This is a genomic window from Piscibacillus salipiscarius JCM 13188 (genome assembly GCF_001311865.1).
In the GTDB taxonomy this organism is placed as follows: domain Bacteria; phylum Bacillota; class Bacilli; order Bacillales; family Alkalibacillaceae; genus Piscibacillus; species Piscibacillus salipiscarius.
Window position 1 is genome coordinate 70,629 of sequence record NZ_BBCD01000010.1, and the last position, 17,203, is coordinate 87,831.

Annotated in this window: 20 protein-coding genes, 3 tRNA genes and 3 pseudogenes; 4 read left to right on the forward strand and 22 right to left on the reverse strand. The window is 35.2% G+C overall.

Annotation, left to right across the window (positions count from 1 at the left end; genetic code table 11):
• Nucleotides 1-34 precede the first annotated feature (34 nt).
• Together JCM13188_RS20745 and JCM13188_RS20750 are read right to left on the reverse strand one after the other, a co-directional pair.
• Nucleotides 35-732, reverse strand: a pseudogene (locus tag JCM13188_RS20745) (aldehyde dehydrogenase family protein).
• Nucleotides 719-1,492, reverse strand: coding sequence for an aldehyde dehydrogenase family protein (locus tag JCM13188_RS20750; protein WP_369404909.1), 774 nt, complete (start codon nt 1,490-1,492; stop codon nt 719-721). Before JCM13188_RS20750 ends, JCM13188_RS20745 begins: the two are co-directional and overlap by 14 nt.
• A gap of 149 nt (nt 1,493-1,641) precedes the next feature.
• On the opposite strand from JCM13188_RS20750, the gene JCM13188_RS08615 reads away from it, so the two are divergent.
• Together JCM13188_RS08615 and JCM13188_RS08620 are read left to right on the forward strand one after the other, a co-directional pair.
• A complete protein-coding gene (locus tag JCM13188_RS08615) occupies nt 1,642-1,872 on the forward strand; it encodes a DUF1450 domain-containing protein (protein ID WP_054753475.1) in 231 nt (76 codons plus the stop codon).
• A gap of 35 nt (nt 1,873-1,907) precedes the next feature.
• Entirely contained in the window at nt 1,908-2,384 is a 477-nt protein-coding gene (locus tag JCM13188_RS08620; RefSeq protein ID WP_054753477.1) for a DUF1189 family protein, read from the forward strand.
• Between the two features lie 129 nt (nt 2,385-2,513).
• On the opposite strand, the gene JCM13188_RS08625 is transcribed toward JCM13188_RS08620, so the two are convergent.
• The 7 genes from JCM13188_RS08625 to JCM13188_RS08655 form a co-directional block, all read right to left on the reverse strand.
• Nucleotides 2,514-3,386 (reverse strand): DUF2326 domain-containing protein, encoded by an 873-nt coding sequence (locus JCM13188_RS08625; protein ID WP_054753479.1) that lies wholly within the window; start codon nt 3,384-3,386, stop codon nt 2,514-2,516.
• Between the two features lie 542 nt (nt 3,387-3,928).
• Nucleotides 3,929-4,117 carry a hypothetical protein gene (locus tag JCM13188_RS08635; protein WP_054753483.1) on the reverse strand — a complete coding sequence of 63 codons (189 nt, stop codon included), beginning with the start codon at nt 4,115-4,117 and terminating at the stop codon, nt 3,929-3,931.
• On the reverse strand, nt 4,101-4,334 hold the full coding sequence (locus tag JCM13188_RS08640; RefSeq protein WP_054753485.1) for an ABC-three component system middle component 7: 234 nt from the start codon (nt 4,332-4,334) through the stop codon (nt 4,101-4,103). The genes JCM13188_RS08635 and JCM13188_RS08640 overlap by 17 nt, the downstream gene beginning before the upstream one ends.
• A complete protein-coding gene (locus JCM13188_RS20755; protein WP_369404916.1) occupies nt 4,334-4,618 on the reverse strand; it encodes an ABC-three component system protein in 285 nt (94 codons plus the stop codon). Before JCM13188_RS20755 ends, JCM13188_RS08640 begins: the two co-directional genes overlap by 1 nt.
• Nucleotides 4,588-4,950 (reverse strand): HNH endonuclease, encoded by a 363-nt coding sequence (locus JCM13188_RS18680; protein WP_369404917.1) that lies wholly within the window; start codon nt 4,948-4,950, stop codon nt 4,588-4,590. The genes JCM13188_RS20755 and JCM13188_RS18680 overlap by 31 nt, the downstream gene beginning before the upstream one ends.
• Before the next feature lie 1,136 nt (nt 4,951-6,086).
• Nucleotides 6,087-6,160: transfer RNA gene (locus tag JCM13188_RS08650), tRNA-Arg, on the reverse strand.
• A 49-nt stretch (nt 6,161-6,209) separates the two neighbouring features.
• On the reverse strand, nt 6,210-7,073 hold the full coding sequence (locus JCM13188_RS08655; RefSeq protein ID WP_054753487.1) for a fructosamine kinase family protein: 864 nt from the start codon (nt 7,071-7,073) through the stop codon (nt 6,210-6,212).
• A 93-nt stretch (nt 7,074-7,166) separates the two neighbouring features.
• Here JCM13188_RS08655 and sda point away from each other — a divergent pair, with 93 nt between their 5' ends.
• Both sda and JCM13188_RS18690 read left to right on the forward strand, forming a co-directional pair.
• Nucleotides 7,167-7,313 (forward strand): sporulation histidine kinase inhibitor Sda, encoded by a 147-nt coding sequence (gene sda / locus JCM13188_RS18685; RefSeq protein ID WP_279401607.1) that lies wholly within the window; start codon nt 7,167-7,169, stop codon nt 7,311-7,313.
• Between the two features lie 145 nt (nt 7,314-7,458).
• A complete protein-coding gene (locus JCM13188_RS18690) occupies nt 7,459-7,581 on the forward strand; it encodes a hypothetical protein (protein ID WP_279401608.1) in 123 nt (40 codons plus the stop codon).
• A gap of 61 nt (nt 7,582-7,642) precedes the next feature.
• Here the strand turns inward: JCM13188_RS18690 and JCM13188_RS08660 are convergent.
• From JCM13188_RS08660 to uvrC, 13 genes and pseudogenes are all read right to left on the reverse strand, one after another.
• Nucleotides 7,643-7,719: transfer RNA gene (locus tag JCM13188_RS08660), tRNA-Arg, on the reverse strand.
• 20 nt (nt 7,720-7,739) lie between these two features.
• A tRNA-Gly gene (locus JCM13188_RS08665) sits at nt 7,740-7,813 on the reverse strand.
• Nucleotides 7,814-8,148: 335 nt separating this feature from the next.
• Nucleotides 8,149-8,439 (reverse strand): non-canonical purine NTP pyrophosphatase, encoded by a 291-nt coding sequence (locus JCM13188_RS20760; protein ID WP_369404910.1) that lies wholly within the window; start codon nt 8,437-8,439, stop codon nt 8,149-8,151.
• Nucleotides 8,436-8,738 (reverse strand): non-canonical purine NTP pyrophosphatase, encoded by a 303-nt coding sequence (locus tag JCM13188_RS20765; RefSeq protein ID WP_369404911.1) that lies wholly within the window; start codon nt 8,736-8,738, stop codon nt 8,436-8,438. The genes JCM13188_RS20760 and JCM13188_RS20765 overlap by 4 nt, the downstream gene beginning before the upstream one ends.
• A gap of 13 nt (nt 8,739-8,751) precedes the next feature.
• Nucleotides 8,752-9,498, reverse strand: coding sequence for a ribonuclease PH (rph, locus tag JCM13188_RS08675; protein ID WP_054753489.1), 747 nt, complete (start codon nt 9,496-9,498; stop codon nt 8,752-8,754).
• A 127-nt stretch (nt 9,499-9,625) separates the two neighbouring features.
• A complete protein-coding gene (gene racE, locus JCM13188_RS08680) occupies nt 9,626-10,429 on the reverse strand; it encodes a glutamate racemase (RefSeq protein ID WP_054753490.1) in 804 nt (267 codons plus the stop codon).
• Nucleotides 10,430-10,431: 2 nt separating this feature from the next.
• Nucleotides 10,432-10,908: a MarR family winged helix-turn-helix transcriptional regulator gene (locus JCM13188_RS08685; protein ID WP_054753492.1), complete on the reverse strand. Its 477-nt coding sequence runs from the start codon at nt 10,906-10,908 to the stop codon at nt 10,432-10,434.
• Between the two features lie 158 nt (nt 10,909-11,066).
• The gene (locus JCM13188_RS08690) at nt 11,067-11,228 is read right to left on the reverse strand and encodes a helix-turn-helix domain-containing protein (protein ID WP_054753494.1); all 162 of its coding nucleotides are present in this window, start codon (nt 11,226-11,228) and stop codon (nt 11,067-11,069) included.
• 259 nt (nt 11,229-11,487) lie between these two features.
• Nucleotides 11,488-11,859, reverse strand: a complete 372-nt coding sequence (locus JCM13188_RS08695) for an acyl-CoA thioesterase (protein ID WP_279401609.1) — start codon at nt 11,857-11,859, stop codon at nt 11,488-11,490.
• Nucleotides 11,860-11,951: 92 nt separating this feature from the next.
• Complete coding sequence (gene sdhB, locus JCM13188_RS08700) at nt 11,952-12,719, reverse strand: succinate dehydrogenase iron-sulfur subunit (protein WP_054753496.1); 768 nt, start codon at nt 12,717-12,719, stop codon at nt 11,952-11,954.
• A gap of 15 nt (nt 12,720-12,734) precedes the next feature.
• A pseudogene (gene sdhA / locus JCM13188_RS08705) lies at nt 12,735-14,492 on the reverse strand (succinate dehydrogenase flavoprotein subunit).
• A 47-nt stretch (nt 14,493-14,539) separates the two neighbouring features.
• Nucleotides 14,540-15,160, reverse strand: coding sequence for a succinate dehydrogenase cytochrome b558 subunit (locus tag JCM13188_RS08710; protein ID WP_054753498.1), 621 nt, complete (start codon nt 15,158-15,160; stop codon nt 14,540-14,542).
• A gap of 152 nt (nt 15,161-15,312) precedes the next feature.
• A pseudogene (uvrC, locus tag JCM13188_RS08715) lies at nt 15,313-17,110 on the reverse strand (excinuclease ABC subunit UvrC).
• Nucleotides 17,111-17,203: the final 93 nt, after the last annotated feature.

A 17,203-nucleotide genomic window follows, 5' to 3' on the forward strand; every position in this document is an offset into this window, starting at 1 on the left:
AGGCCTCTTTGTACAAATTGAATCAATTAAAAGTTTAGAAAGGATATTCACGATATTCTTTTTGAATCGAAACCCATTTTGTCATCGTAAATTCTTCAACAATCCACGGATTACCAAAACGACCTAACCCGCTTTCTTTAGCGCCACCAAATGGTACTGTTGGGTGATCATTAACGGTTTGATCATTTATATGGGTCATACCACTTTCCACTTGACGTGCTAATTCCTCACCTTCAGTTAAATCCTCAGTAAAGATAGCTGAGCTTAATCCGTAAGGTGTGTCGTTAGCCATTTCAATTGCCTTATCATCAGATTCGGCCTTTATAATGGTCGCAATAGGTGAGAATAATTCTGTTTGCGCAAGCTCACTACCATTATCAACGTCAATAAATACAGTCGGCGTAAGTAAATTTCCGTCCCTCGACCCTTCTAATGCCACCTTGGCCCCGGCATTTTTAGCATCTTCTATAATCTTCGAGGCTTTATCAGCTTGCTCTTCATTAATAAGTGGCCCCACAATCGTTTCTGGATTAGTCGGATCTCCGCATGGAATAGCCTTAACTCGTTCAACAAACTTTTTACAAACTCATCATAATGATCGTGATGGACAATAAAACGGTTTATGGACATACAAATTTGTCCTTGGTGAATAAATTTACCAAATACCGCTGCATCTACTGCCTTATCAACATTGGCATCTTTTAAAACGATAAATGGATTATTTCCCCCCAAGCTCTAATGCTACACGTTTGAGCATACCACCAGCTATTTTACCTATATGTTTACCAACAGGTGTCGACCCTGTGAAACTAATAAGCTGTGAATGAGGACTTTCTAACATAGCATCACCAATCTCATCAAGATCTGTTAATAGGCAATTAAACACACCTTTTGGTAACCCTGCATATTCGAACGCTTTTGCAATAATCGAACCTCCGGACATCGCTGTTTGCGCATCTGGTTTATGAACCACACTATTACCAAGAGCAATCGCAGGTGCGATCGTTCTCATTGATAAGTTCATCGGAAAATTAAATGGTGATATTGACGTAATCACACCAAGTGGTAATTTGTGAACACGGTTCACTCGGTTCTCTATACCCGCAGGTACTTCTTCTACTTTGTCTAATTCATCAGGCATGGTCAATGCTTCCTTAACCAACCCTATTGTTAAATCAACTTCCACATTCGCCTTTATGACACTCCCACCAGTTTCTCTAGTGATGATATCAATTATGTCATCACGATTCTGTTCATAAAATTCAATGACTTTATTTAATACTTGCTTTTTCTCTTCAGCAGATGTTTTAGCCCAACTCTTCTGTACCTCTTTTGCTTTTAAAAAAGTATCTTCTAACTGATTTAATGTCGCGAGCTTAATCGTTTGTAACTCTTCTCCGTTATACGGATTTTGATTATTAAACGTCCGGCTACTCTGCCCTTCAACCCACTCTCCATTAATAAAACTTTTATTTAAAGTTGTAAAATCCAACTACCACACCTCTTTCTTGTCATTTAGACAAACTTATTCTTCCAACTTTTGTCATCATTATTCAAACATAAAAGTTGCACAAACTACAAAGAGGCTTTATAATTATAATTTTGAAAATGATTGTTTAACTAGAAAGGAGGAAAGCAGCTATGGGTCTTGTTGTAGTCGAAATCTGTGACGGAAATCTAATCGCTCAAGTTAACTTAGAGGAAATACTGGAGGAAGAATATCCAGAAGTGGCAGTGATAGAAAATAGCTGCCTTTCCTTCTGCGGACTTTGCGCTGTTAGACCTTACGCATTAGTCAACGGCAAAAGAATCTTTGGGAAAGACACTGAAGATGCCATAACTAAAATTAAAAAGCCATTGAAGACGAATTAGCAGTCTTTTTCTAATAGTGAGCGGAGGGGCGACGAGTGAAATTAGGTACGATTCTTAAAAACAGTTTATTACTACCTAAGAAAGATGCTTTGTTTAAATTAAATCGCATGAACATGAGAGATACACTCGTGTTCATCAACCTATTATTTTTAATTTTATTCTTACCCGATGCAATAAGATTTGTTCAGAATGTTAAAGATACAAACGGTTCGATCCCAGATGTTGTGATTATTCAAGTGGTTTTCTTGTATCCAGCTTTAACGATCTTTTTAACCACATTAATTGTTACAGCTTTAGCTGGTATTTCTTATTTAATTAGAAATAGTTTAAATAGAAAACTAGCTTATCATCAATTATGGAAAATGACATCTTATGCTTTAACTTGGCCAATCATCATTTTCTTGTTCATTAAAATTTTTATGTTAAATTTGTTATTTATTTTAATATCCATTGTCATATTTCTTTATTTAATAACAAAAATGATTTTGATTTATCCTAAACGCCATAAGTAAAAGGCCTGACCAGTACGAAACTGATCAGGCCTTTTTAACGTCCCAGGAGAGATTCGAACTCCCGACCTACGGCTTAGGAGGCTGACATTATACTCTTCCAAAAAGGATCCTACTACCATATCCTTCCTTTTAGTTGCTACTATCTCTCCAGTCTAAAGTAGTCAATAAATTATTCTCTGATAATTGAATAACTTTATTCTTTTTCAAAGTATCTTGAGTTTCTTTGTTATACATGTTTATTAGATCAATCGCTATAAACACTTGTTTAGACATTGAATTATAAAAATCAATGATTTGCTCTACTGCTTCTTTTTCAATGTTTTTAAACAAGAAAGAATCATGAATGATAAATGGTAGTCTAGTTAGTAATAATACAGCTAAATCAAATATCAATAAGTTTGAGTATGCTTTACCAGTACCAGTATTATTAGATATTTTGTATTCATATGATGTGTATGTTAAATCTAATTTAGGAGCACTTCTTTTATCCTCATGAACTAAATCATTTACCTCCTTAATCTTTGAATTAATTTCTTTCTCTATATCTTTTACTATCTTTTCTTTTATTTCATCAAGATCTTGTTCCTTAGCCTTTACATCTGACTTAATAACAGACAACCTTAAATAGTATTCATTTTCTAATTGTAAATTCTTTATTTCTGAGGTATGTTCAATTAACTTATCAATAAATACATTAAGCTCCTCATCAGGGTTTAATAATTGCTCTTGTCTGGAATTTAATTCGCTAATTTCTTTATCTAATACCTTAATCTTTCCATTCAATTCTTTCCTCGCTGTTTTTAGTTCATTACTTAGTATAGAGCTGATACCATTGTGAAAGGATTCTATATCAGTTAATTTTTCTATATTGACATTAGGGAAGAAATCTTTAAGGTTTTCAAACCCAGCATCAGCAGATTTCTTTATTTTTCTATTTGTCCTATTTAATCTAGACCTAAGATATTCTCGCTCCTCAAGCAACTTATTTTTTTCTTCCCTCACTTTAATTAACTCATCAGAGACTATTTCGCTAACATTTATAGAGGGACTGTAAGCCTTCTTACCAACCTTTTCAATCTCCTTAGTAAGTCTTTCAATTTCTTTTAAATTCTTTTCATATTTCTTTTTGTGATCTTAGGAATAAATTTAAAATTACCTGCTTTATTCAATACTTCTTTTTACTTTCTAATGTCTTTAATTCCTTATCTTCATTAGCAATCTCCTCATATTTGTAAAACAGCTTGATTAGGTTTGAAACTGTTTCACTAAACTTTTGATTCGGTACATTATGGAGAGGCTTTTTTACATCATGATTATTTTTGCCCCACACTCTTGAGAAAGTGCTAACAATAGATCTAAAAGTTAAATAATCTGATTCTAGCTTGTACAAACTCTTTAATTTTTTGTAAAATCCCCAACCTTCATCTGATCTAATTGCTCATAATTGCTGTTACTTTCATATACTATATCTGGCTCCTCAGTGCCCCTAATAAAGTAGTATTCAACCCCATCAAATTCAAACTTGAATAAGAAATCATGATGACCTAATTTTCTGCCATATCCTTGTTATGTGAAGTATATGTATTACCACCAAAAACAAAATCTACAATCATTAGTAAAGTTGATTTACCAATTGAGTTTGAACCTTTATTGTCACCTAGCACTACATTTAGACCTTTTTGAAATTCAATTGCTTCCTCTTGAAATATTTTACTCTTAATTTTTGTTAACATATGAAACTACTCCTTTATCAAAATCCACTTTGACAGCATCAAGCAGATATAATACATCAAGTGAATAAATAAATTCATCTATTTCTTCAAATTGATCTCTTGTGCTGTAATACAAATCCTTAATAGTTATTTCACCATCTACTAAATACTCTAGAAGAATTGTTATCTTTCCAATCACTGACTCACTAAACCTAGTTACTTTACTTGGTAATAGCATTAAAACACCTCACAATTCTGAATGAAAAAGGAAATTATTATTCCACACGCACCTAAAGAGCTATTGCCTGTTACTTTGGATAACCACTCAGTTAATTGAGTGTAAATTACTTCTTGCGAGGTTTCTGTTTTTGTTAATGTGCTATAAAAAAGACTTACTTGTAAAGCTATTCTATGGAATGATTGCGGATAATTGCTATCTAACTGGCGAAATTGCTCTTGAATATATAAGTAGTAATCTCTTATTTCATTCCTTATCCTTCTTTTGTTATAGGAGTTAGAGATTTATCTGCTTTTTCATCTAACCTTAAAGCATTCATCTCCAATTGCTGAGAATATCCTTCACCAAAGCCCTCTACTAGCGTAGTAATTACTTCTTTAATTTCATTCTCAATATGGTGATCATGGTACTTTGTCCTTGTTTCATTCTTACTCAGAATATTTTTCTTAATGCTAAATAATTCTCTATATTCTTCTACTGTTCTAGGATTATCAAATTCTTTATGACAATCGCGACATAAAGCAATAATATTATTTAAATGATTTACATCCTCATGTAATTTTTTCTCACCCTTTAACAGTTTCTTTTCCTCTTCTGTAGGGTTAAGGGGATATATATGAGCACCTTCCCATCTCTTATATTTCCTACCTTTTTTTCATAAATAAGAGGCTTAGCACAAATTGGACATAAACTGTCAACTTCAGAAAGTAAAATTGCATTCTCATGCTTGCCTAGGGGTTTTCTTTCAGCCATAAAACTCACACCACCTTTAATACAAAAGTACAACTTAGTACAATATTCGACAAAACCATAAAAATCCTCTTTTACCAAATAATTAAATAAAAAGAAGCTAGAATTACTGCTCTAGCTCCGCTGATTGTCCTTTATAGTGTATTTGCATATCAATCTCTGCCTTGTGATTTCCAACCCTCTTATACTCAATCTTGTCTATTACAGATGACAACAATAGATTCATTTCTTTTGCTTCTAAGTTTAACTCACATTTTAAACAAGCTCTTAGCCTGATTAAGACAGCCTCTAGCTCTTTTACTATTTCACCATTATCCTACTATTCAATTTTTCTAACTGTACCTCAGTATGCTCTCTTTGAGCTTTTAACTGCTTTTTTAATTCTGTGCATCTTCTTCAGTAAAAATTTCAGCGATATAATCTTGATGAACCTTTTTGATACTTGACTTGATACTCTTTAGATTGTTAGTTAATACATTTTTCTCATCTAGAGGATTACTCTTAATTTCCTTAAAAGTTTATTACTATCCTCTAGGTAAAGTAACACTATAAACCCTACAAAAGCTAGTAGAAGAAAAATTCTCTCAAGTTATCAATAACTTCCTCAACATCTATATCCAAGTATTGAGTAGTAACTGCTAGGCTTGAATGCTCAAGAGCTTTTGATATTAAAGCAAGATTTACCCCCCTTGCCCAACAAGCTATTTGCATAACCTCTTCTAAGAGCATGAGGGTTAATATTCTAGAGATTATAGCTCTTTGCATATTTGCTTAATTGTTTTGAAATTGCATTGTTAGTTGATTTTGTTTTTAATGATGTCCCTTTACAGCTAATAAATAAATTAGAAATCTTTTCACCATATTGAGATCTTAATGGAGGTACTAAAACTATGCAGGAATATTGTAGGGAAAAAAGATGCCACACAGAGTTATAATCTGCGTTAGCATCCTTTATCTGTGCAAAACCCTAGTTAAAAAGGTTTAGCACAGATAGTTTGTTAACGTCCCAGGAGAGATTCGAACTCCCGACCTACGGCTTAGGAGGCCGTTGCTCTATCCTGCTGAGCTACTGGGACAGACACTTATTTATTAAACCAATCATTAAGAGATTTTTCAAGCCCTTTTTTATCCAGCATACTTATCTAAAACACGGTCCACTGCGGAACCATACATCTCACCAAAAATATTTAAATGAACAAGCAAATAATATAATTGATATAACTCCTTAATATCATCATAGTAAGAGCTTAATGGATAAATTTCTTGATAGGCTTGATAAAACTTCTTTGAAAATCCACCAAATAGCTCTGTAAACGCTATATCAAAATGCCTGTCACCATATAAAAATGAAGGATCAATTAAATAAGGTTTACCATTAGATCCTGTTAACCAGTTCCCACCCCATAGATCACCATGTAAATAAGTGGGTTTAATTTCTTTTGGAATAAACTGATTTAAATCAGTAATAATTCTTTCTAACTTCTCTCTTCGCCTGCCAGTTAAGCTACCAAGATCAACCCCAATTTCAAGCTGAGTTTTTAACCGACATTCTTTATAATAGTCCACCCATTCATTATAGAGTGTGTTTGGTTGTTTAAGTGTACCTATATAAGTGTCATGATGAACACCATGCCTAGCTGCGTTAGTTTGATGCAATTTCGCCAAACCTTGACCCAATTCATATTCAGTGTTTGAATTTTTTTCACCTTCTACCCATTCCATAACTAAATAAGCTCTCCCTGGTTGATCTGAATGTGCGTAAACTTTAGGAACTTGAATAGTCTGGGTTGATCTAATTAATTCTAATCCTTCTTTTTCATAAGCAAAGAAATTTTCTGGTGCATTCGGGTGATGCTTGATGAAATAAGTTTGACGTGCTGTTCTTACAAAAAAGCTTTCATTGATTGAACCACCACTAACAGGTTGTTGACTCACGATATCACTTTTGTCTTGTGCATGATGTAATGCCATTTGAATAATGTCTCTCATTACAATTCACCCTATTTAACTAGATTATGGTTTATATTCTAACAAAAGGGTATGTTGTTGGTAACAAAGTCGTAAGTAAAAGGGGTGGAATGGATGCATTTTTTAAATAATGACCAATTAATCAGTGCATATATCAAATCCATAAACCTTGAATTAGAACTAGATTTCATCGAACTATTAGAGCAAGAATTATATATGAGGAAAATTAACCCTGATACAGTCAGGCTTATGATTGGTTAAATATAGTACTGCTGACTCTCGCTTTTTATAGTGAGAGTTTTTTGTTTATGATCCTTTGCTCAATTTTACGAATGATTTTTGTTAATTGATAAAGATATAATTAAGAATTAGACAAATAGTTTCGGAATATGGAGGGCTTACAAACATGCGAGATACTTTCTTTATCGTGCTCTTAGTCTTTGCGATCTTGAATTTAATTGCAACAGTCGTCACAAGTATGGTTATATCTTCAATCACACAGCAACCAAAACCTGAGCAATCAAAATAATTAGGAACATAAAAAAAGCTCAATCTCTTAATGGCTAAAGAGATTGAGCACATTTTTAAAATGGCGTCCCAGGCAGGATTCGAACCTGCGACCCACAGCTTAGAAGGCTGTTGCTCTATCCTGCTGAGCTACTGGGACTTATGTATTAAAACAAAAAATGGAGCGGGTGATGGGAATCGAACCCACGACATCAGCTTGGAAGGCTGAGGTTTTACCACTAAACTACACCCGCATAATATGTAGTAAATAATAATTATGTAACTGACGCATCTAATCTACTAACACTATGCCCCTGCATCTACCAGTTTATTCGAAGATGTTTTTATGCTTCGGGGCAACTCGTAGCAAACTCATAGTAGTTTTGCTCGTCACTACACCCGCATAATATGTAGTAAATAATAATTATGTAACTGACGCATTCAGTCTACTGATCACTATGTCCATTATTTAAATGTATCTTTATACATTTCTGTTGCGGACAAGAATTATTATATAAAAATTTCCTCGCACATGTCAACCTATATTAAGAATTAATTTAAGAAACTGGGTTATCTCCCCAGCTTCTAATTATAATAAATCTTTTATTTGTTTCAGCATTTGGTCTAAGGCATATTTTCGATGACTAATCTGATTCTTTACCTCAGGTCCTAGTTCAGCCATAGTATGATTATAACCATCTGGAATAAATATAGGATCATATCCAAAACCTTCTGTACCTTCTGGCGCTTCCGCGATCCTTCCTTCACAACGACCTTCAGATATAATCGTCTCTTCTCCAGGTCTCGAATAAGCGATGACAGATACAAAAGCAGCGTCACGATTGTTATTACCGTCTAAATTACTAAGTAATTTCATCATGTTATTGTCATCATTTTATCTAAACCTGCATAACGTGCAGAGTAAACACCTGGCTCTCCATTTAAGGCTGTAACTGTTAAGCCAGAATCATCCGCCATAACCGGCACATCATAAGTTTTAGAATACGTATCAGCTTTTAGCCTAGCATTCTCTTCGAAGGTAGTTCCTGTTTCTTCAACATCCCCTACATTTTCAAATGCATCTATCAAACTCACCATCTGAATATCTAATGAATTAAACATTTCTTGAAATTCTTTTATTTTCCCTGGATTTGTTGTTGCCACATAAACCTGCTTCATAGCTTACTCTCCTTTACTTTCCTTCACCTATTCGTTCTGCAACATCACCAAGTGCATCCTTTTGTATGGAGAACAATTCATTAATTCCCTTTTGAGCTAATGAAATTAATTCGTTTAATTGGTTAGGAGAGAATGTAGCTTCTTCACCTGTTCCTTGTAGTTCAACAAATTCATTTTGATCAGTCATGACAACATTCATATCAACTGATGCTGTTGAGTCTTCTTCGTAACATAAATCAAGGATTGAACTTCCCTCTTCAGTAACACCAACTGAAGTTGCGGCTAAGAAATGTTTAATCGGCATTTTTGAAATCTTCTCTTCTTTTAATAGCTTGCCACATGCTAAAGCAACAGCTACAAACGCCCCCGTAATAGAGGCGGTTCTAGTTCCTCCATCTGCTTGGATAACATCACAATCTACCCAAATCGTACGTTCACCAATTAAATCAAGGTCAATGACCGCTCTTAAAGCTCTACCAATTAAACGTTGAATTTCCATAGTTCGGCCTGATACCTTGCCTTTTGAAGACTCTCGAATATTTCTTTGCTCAGTAGCTCGAGGTAACATCGCATATTCAGCAGTGATCCAGCCTTTACCTTGACCACGCATAAATGGCGGCACACGATCTTCAACACTTGCGTTACAAATGACTTTTGTTTCTCCTACCGTGATTAATACAGATCCTTCTGGATGTTTTGTAAAATTAGTAATCATGTTAACTTCTCTTAATTGTTCGGCAGTTCGGCCGTCAGTACGCATATAAATCCTCCTGAACTAACTAAATATAATTGCAAATTTATTTTATTCTAATTACCTGTTTCTAAACACCACGCACAGTATATCATAAAAAAACTTATACTTCATTGCCTTGAAGTATAAGTTATGGCTAGGATAAAGTAATTTGTTTTAAAGAAGCACTCTTTAACTGAAATATTTCCTCTTTTAGATGCTGAAATACATTTAAACTTCCTGTAGTAAGTATGACGGGTTCTTCCAGTTTACCTTCTAGTGAATTGTACATATTATAAAATGTTAATAACGTACTTACTTCAAAACCTGTCTCTACAGCTGATGAAAGAACTGTAATTTGTTCCCCTACTACTTCTTCAATTAACGGTTGAATAATCGGGTAGTGAGTGCAACCTAAAATAAGCGTATCAAGATTAGGGTGGTCTTTAATGAATTCTAGACTTTCCTTCACGATTTCTAAAGCTCCAGGCTCTGTAAATTGCCCACTTTCAATTAATGGGACAAACTTAGGGCATGCTACTCCAACTGTAGTCAATGAAGGTTTAATACTTTTTAAAGCCGTTTCATATGCTTTACTTTTAATCGTGTTCTCTGTTCCAATTATTCCAACATGATTCGTCTTCGTTGCCTTAATGGCTGCCCTAGCTCCTGGTTCAATTACTCCCACTACAGGAATCGGAAGCTGCTCTTTTAACTGATTAATCACTAAAGCTGTTGCGGTATTACATGCAATTACTAACATTTTAATATCAAATGTCATGAGGTGTGTTACCATTTCCCACGTATATTGAATCACTTCATGTTCTTGTTTCGGACCATAAGGACATCTTAATGTATCACCTAAATAGATAAATTTTTCTTTTGGCAGTTGCCTTTTCAACTCATGTAATACAGTTAATCCACCTACACCAGAGTCAATAACCCCTATTGGTTGTTCCAAGTTCATTCTCCTTTATCTAGATGTTTCGAATTCTCTTCATGGAGTTTCATTTCGTCAAATAACTTAGACATCAGTATGTGTAATGACTTAATTTCATCTTGAGAAAAAGATTGTAGAACCTCTTGTAAATATAGTTGCCTTTTTTCAACGACTTCATGAATGATTTCTTTACCTTTATCTAATAAATGTATTCTTACTACACGACGATCTCTAGGATCACGAACACGCTCAATTAGTCCGTTTTTCTCCATACGGTCAACTAAATCAGTAGTGGTACTAAAAGCTAAATACATCTTTTTAGACAATTCACCAATCGTCAAATCTCCCGAATCTTTTAACCACTGCAGCGCAACAAATTGAGGTGGTGTAATCGGGTAATGATCTAAAATTTCACGACCTCTTTGTTTAATGATATGCGATATGTAACGAATACTTTTTTCCAATTCAGTAATCGTTTTTGCATCGATCGTTGATTGCACAGGATTTCCTCCTCAAAAAAGTCTATGTACATATTCTCACGTTTTTTGTAGAAAAATTCAAGTAAATCCTTGTTTTGTCATCTTAATTTAAGATTTAACAATAACTGATGTATAAGTCTTGAAAGTAAAGGAACCGGCTAGTTTACAGCCGGTTCAAATTACAGCTGAATCTCGCCAAGTCGAATCAACTCGACAACAGCTTGAGAACGCCCCTTCACTTGTAATTTTTGAATGGTGTTTGAGATATGATTTCGCACAGTCTTTTCTGAAATAAACAATTGTTCAGCTATTTCCTTAGTTGTCTTATCCTGTACAAGCAATTCAAAAACTTCTCTTTCTCTTTGGTCAGTATATTAGTAGGACGATATTTTTGCTATCCAAACGGTAACCCCTCCTCTATCAAAGAGTGAGCTACTTGTTCCTTATGAGGAATTACTTAGTCATGATAGTTTATGTAAAAGACCTTAATTTGGTTCAAACATTTTAACTACATATTTACAGATTCTCTTAATGTTGATAGTTGTGCCCTCTGGTGATCGTCAAATGGTACTGATCTTCCCGTTTTAGGATTAATTTGAACTACTGTTCCACGCCCCGTGAGACAAAGTTCACTTCTCTGATTAATCGCCATGTAATGTATATCAACCGAACTATTACCGACATTTGATGCTTTAACATAAATAGATAATTCATCACCAAAAACACTTGCTTCATGTAATCACACTTTAAGTCACCAACTACTGGTACTTTATTTTGTTCTTCAGCTAGGTGTCCGAATAAGTTAAGGTGATTAAAATATTTTATTCTTGCTTCCTCAAAATAGATAAAAGGTGAGACATTATTCATATGGCCAAACATATCCGTTTCAGAAAAACGAATCTCAATTTTTGAAGAAAACTTAAAGTCTGCTCTCCATTGATTTAAATCTTCGATGTAACTAGGTAATCTCATAGCGTTGCCCTCCCAGAAAAATGAATACTCATTCATTTTTTATTTTAAATGAGGGGCTGACTTATTTCGTCAGCCCCTTTAAATGATTAGTCTTAAACTTGTTGATCACTACCGAAGAAGTTTCTGAATGAATTTACAGTAGCTTCACGGTTAAGTGCTGCGATTGATGTTGTAAGTGGAATACCTTTTGGACAAGCCTGTACACAGTTCTGTGAGTTACCACAGTTCTGAAGTCCACCGTCTCCTGTTACAGCATCCATACGTTCCGCTTTATGCATGGAACCGTTTGGAGTAGAGTTGTGTAAACGAACTTGTGATAAGGCAGCTGGACCAATAAAGTTAGATTTACTGTTAACATTAGGGCAAGCTTCTAAACATACACCACAAGTCATACATTTAGATAATTCATAAGCCCATTGACGCTTGGTTTCTGGCATTTTTTCACCAGGACCTAAGTCGTGCGTACCATCAATTGGAGTCCAAGCTTTCACTTTCTTAAGTGAATCAAACATGCGACTACGATCAACAGCTAGGTCACGAATGACTGGGAAAGTATCCATTGGTTTTAAGCGAATTGGTTGTTCAAGTTGGTCAACTAAAGCTGTACAAGACTGTCTAGGCTTTCCATTAATGTTCATGGAACAAGCACCACAAACCTCTTCTAGACAACCCATTTCCCAATGTACAGGTGTTGTTGGTTCTCCTTTAGCATTTACTGGATTTCGTCTAAGTTCCATTAATGCAGAGATCACGTTCATATTACGTCTATATGGTATTTCGAATTCTTCTTCGTAAGACTGTGAATCAGGGCTATCCTGACGTTGTATAATAAGTCTTACTGTTTTTGTTTCTTCCGCCATCAGTTTTACCCCCTTTTATTTTGATTTAGAATAGTCACGCTTACGAGGTTCGATTAGTGAAGTATCAACCTCTTCATAAGTAATATCTGGACCATTTTTCTCAGGGTTAAAGCTAGCTTTTGTTGTCTTTAACCACTCTTCATCATTACGTTCAGGGAACTCAGGCTTATAATGTGCCCCGCGACTTTCATTACGATTATAAGCACCGATTGTAACAACTCTTGCTAATTGAAGCATATCTTGAAGCTGACGAGTAAACATGACACTTTGGTTACTCCATCTAGATGTATCAGCAAGATTAATATCTTTCCAGCGTTCCATCAGCTCGACAATTTTCTCATCTGTCTTCTTGAGCTTTTCGTTTTCACGAACCACTGTTACGTTATCCGTCATCCATTCACCAAGTTCACGGTGTAACTGATATGGATTTTCACTACCTGAAGTCATGTTCATTAAACCTTCAAATTTCTCTTGTTCTTCTTTAAGCTTTTCATCAAATAATGAAGAAGTTTGATCATCAGCAAGTTCATCTAAACCATCAATGTACTTAACAGCGTTAGGTCCAGCAACCATACCACCATAAATACAAGATAGTAATGAGTTAGCACCTAAGCGGTTAGCACCGTGGATTGTATAATCAACTTCACCCGCTGCAAACACACCAGGAATGCTTGTCATTTGATCAAAATCAACCCATAAGCCACCCATTGAATAGTGTACAGCTGGGAAGATTTTCATTGGAACTTTACGTGGATCATCTCCAACGAATTTCTCGTATATTTCAATGATTCCACCTAACTTAACATCTAACTCTTTTGGATCTTTGTGAGACAAGTCTAGGTAAACCATGTTTTCCCCGTTAATACCTAGCTTCTGATTAACACAAACATCAAAAATTTCACGTGTTGCAATATCACGTGGTACTAAGTTTCCATAAGCAGGATACTTCTCTTCTAAGAAATACCAAGGCTTACCATCTTTGTATGTCCAGACACGACCACCTTCACCACGAGCCGATTCACTCATTAAGCGGAGTTTGTCATCACCTGGAATAGCTGTTGGGTGAATTTGAATAAACTCACCATTCGCATAAGCTGCACCTTGCTGATAAAGTCTAGAAGCTGCAGAACCTGTATTAATAACAGAGTTAGTAGATTTACCAAAGATAATTCCTGGACCGCCTGTTGCAACAATCACTGCGTCTGCTTTGAAAGCTCTCATTTCGTGAGAACTCAAGTCCTGCGCAATGATACCGCGCGAGCGCCCATCGTCATCTAAAATAGAAGAGATGAATTCCCATCCTTCATATTTTGTTACCAATCCGTTCGCTTCATGGCGACGCACTTGTTCATCTAAAGCATATAAAAGCTGTTGTCCTGTTGTTGCGCCCGCGAATGCAGTACGGTGATGCTGCGTCCCACCAAACGACGGAAATCTAATAGTCCTTCTGGTGTACGGTTAAACATAACACCCATACGTTCTAACATATAAATAATTCCCGGAGCTGCGTCACACATAGCTTTAACTGGAGGTTGGTTCGCTAAGAAATCTCCCCCCATATACCGTATCATCAAAGTGTTCCCAAGGTGAGTCACCTTCACCTTTCGTATTAACGGCACCGTTAATACCACCTTGTGCACAAACGGAGTGAGAACGCTTTACTGGAACAAGTGAAATTAAATCGACGTGTACACCAGCTTGAGCAACCTCTATTGTTGCCATTAAACCAGCTAAACCGCCGCCCACAATAACGACATTTTTGTTATTACTCATTATGTTGTTTCACTCCCTTATCAATCCAAATACAATTTTATTAACTATTAAGAACCTGAAACAAAAGCAATTAATGATGAGATTCCCATATAAGTGAAAATCGCAAATACACCAATGGTAATGTAAGTCATAATAACTTGTGATCTTGGAGTTACTGTTAATCCCCAAGTTACGAAGAATGACCATAATCCATTAGCAAAGTGGAATACAGTTGAAATAACACCAACAATGTAGAACCAGAACATAAATGGTTCAGATAGAATTGTTGACATTAAATCGAAGTTAATCTCAGTTCCATAAATCGCATTCGCTAAACGTGTTTCCCAAACGTGCCATACAACGAAAATTAGCGTAATGATACCTGTAATACGTTGTAATACAAACATCCAGTTACGGAAATATCCAAATTTAAACGAATTTGGAGAAGCCGTAAACGCGATATAAACCCCATAGATTGCGTGGAATAATAGAGGTAAATAAATTACAACGATCTCTAATAATAGACGCAATGGTAGGCTTTCCATGAAATGCGCAGCAGCGTTAAAAGCTTCTGGACCATATGTAGAAAAGTAGTTTACAACCAGGTGCTGCATTAAAAATAATCCAACAGGTATGACACCTAATAAAGAGTGTAGCCTGCGATAAAAGAACTCACGGTTTTCCGCCATGTGTTACCCCCCTCGTTTTGTGTAAAATAATCTTTCTTAAAGACATTCATAAAAGTAAACATGACATGTTATATTGTACTTCTAACAAATTAAAGCGTCAAGAAATCCTTACCAACAAACTGGCGTTTTTTTCTACATATTTCTACATAACGTTATTCTTGTTCATCCCCATTGTTTTCATTCAAGAAATACGTTTGGATATTCTCAGCTATGTTAGCAGGTATTCCTAGCTTTGCCATCTCATCAGTCGTAGCATTTTTTAATGTTGTCGATTGAACCAAAGTGTTGGACTAATAAGCGTTTTCTCTTTGGTCCAATACCTTCGATCTCATCCAAACTAGATTGAATCGCACTCTTTCCTCTAAGTTGTCTATGAAATGAAATCGCAAAACGGTGCACTTCATCTTGAATTCGTTGAACTAGGTAAAACGATTGATCATTTCTTTTTAGTGGAACAGGCTCAGGTGGATCTCCATATAGTAATTCACTTGTTTTGTGCTTGTCGTCCTTTGCCAAACCACAAATAGGGATATCTAACCCTAGTTCATTTTCTAATACATCTTGTGCAGCTGACATCTGACCTTTTGAACCGTCCACCATGATTAAGTCAGGGAGTGGCTGTTGCTCTTTTAATACCCGTTTGTACCGCCTTCTAACCACTTCTCTCATCGTTTCATAATCATCAGGGGATTCTACAGTTTTAATCTTATATTTTCGGTAATCATTTTTCTTTGGTTTACCATCTACAAAAGATACCATTGCCGATACTGGATGAGTACCCTGGATATTAGAATTATCAAACGCTTCAATTCTGTGAGGGGTTTCTATATTTAGGATTTCACCTAACTTTTCAACTGCTTTAATCGTGCGTTCTTCGTCTTGTTCAATCAGTGAGAACTTTTCATTCAATGAAATTTGGGCGTTTTCCATTGCTAATTCTACTAGGTCCTTTTTCTTGCCTCTTAGTGGTGTTTTAACTTTTACCCCAAGGACTTCAGATAACAATTCCTTGTCACTACCTACTGGTAAATAAACTTCTTTAGGTTTAATATGGTTTGAATGCTGGTAAAACCTTGCTATATAACTAATAAATGATTCTTGAGCATCATTATAAAACGGGAATAATGACACATCGCGTTCTATTAATTTACCTTGTCTAATAAAGAATACTTGTACACACATCCATCCTTTATCAAAAGCAAAACCAAATACATCTCGATCAGTTAAATCTTGAAGATCCATTTTCTGTTTCTCCATGACACTTTCAATATGTTCAATCATATCGCGATATTCTTTTGCCTTTTCAAAGTCTAGATTTTCTGCAAATTGATGCATTTTTTCTGTGATTTCATGTTTGATTTCTTTATGTCCACCGCTTAAAAACGATGTAATCTTTTGAACCAATTGTTCATTTGTTTCCTTACTCACAGGATATTCACAAGGCCCCAGGCATTGATTAATATGGTAATATAGGCAAACACGCTTTGGCATCACATTACATTTCCTTAATGGATATAACCGATCTAACAGTTTTTTAGTTTCTCTAGCTGAATAGACATTTGTATAAGGACCAAAATATTTACCATTATCTTTTTTAACTTTTCTAGTTACGATAAGCCTCGGGTGTTCCTCGTTGGTAATCTTTAGGAATGGATAGCTTTTATCATCTTTAAGCATGACATTATATTTAGGGTCATACTTCTTTATCAAATTCATCTCTAAGATAAGCGCTTCCATCTCTGAAGATGTAACGATATATTCAAAATCATAAATTTCATTAACTAAACGTTGGGTTTTAAGATCATTGGCACTCGTGAAGTAAGAACGAACACGATTCTTTAATAATTTTGACTTACCAACGTAAATCACTTCACCTTTTTTACTTTTCATTAAATAGCAACCGGGCTTATCTGGTAAAATTGCTAATTTATCTTTAATGTGATCAGCCATCAATTAACACCTCATATTATGTGAGATAGCTCTATTTTATCATGAGTTAGGTAAAGCATAAAAAGAAGAGCCAACATCAGTTAGCTCTTCTTA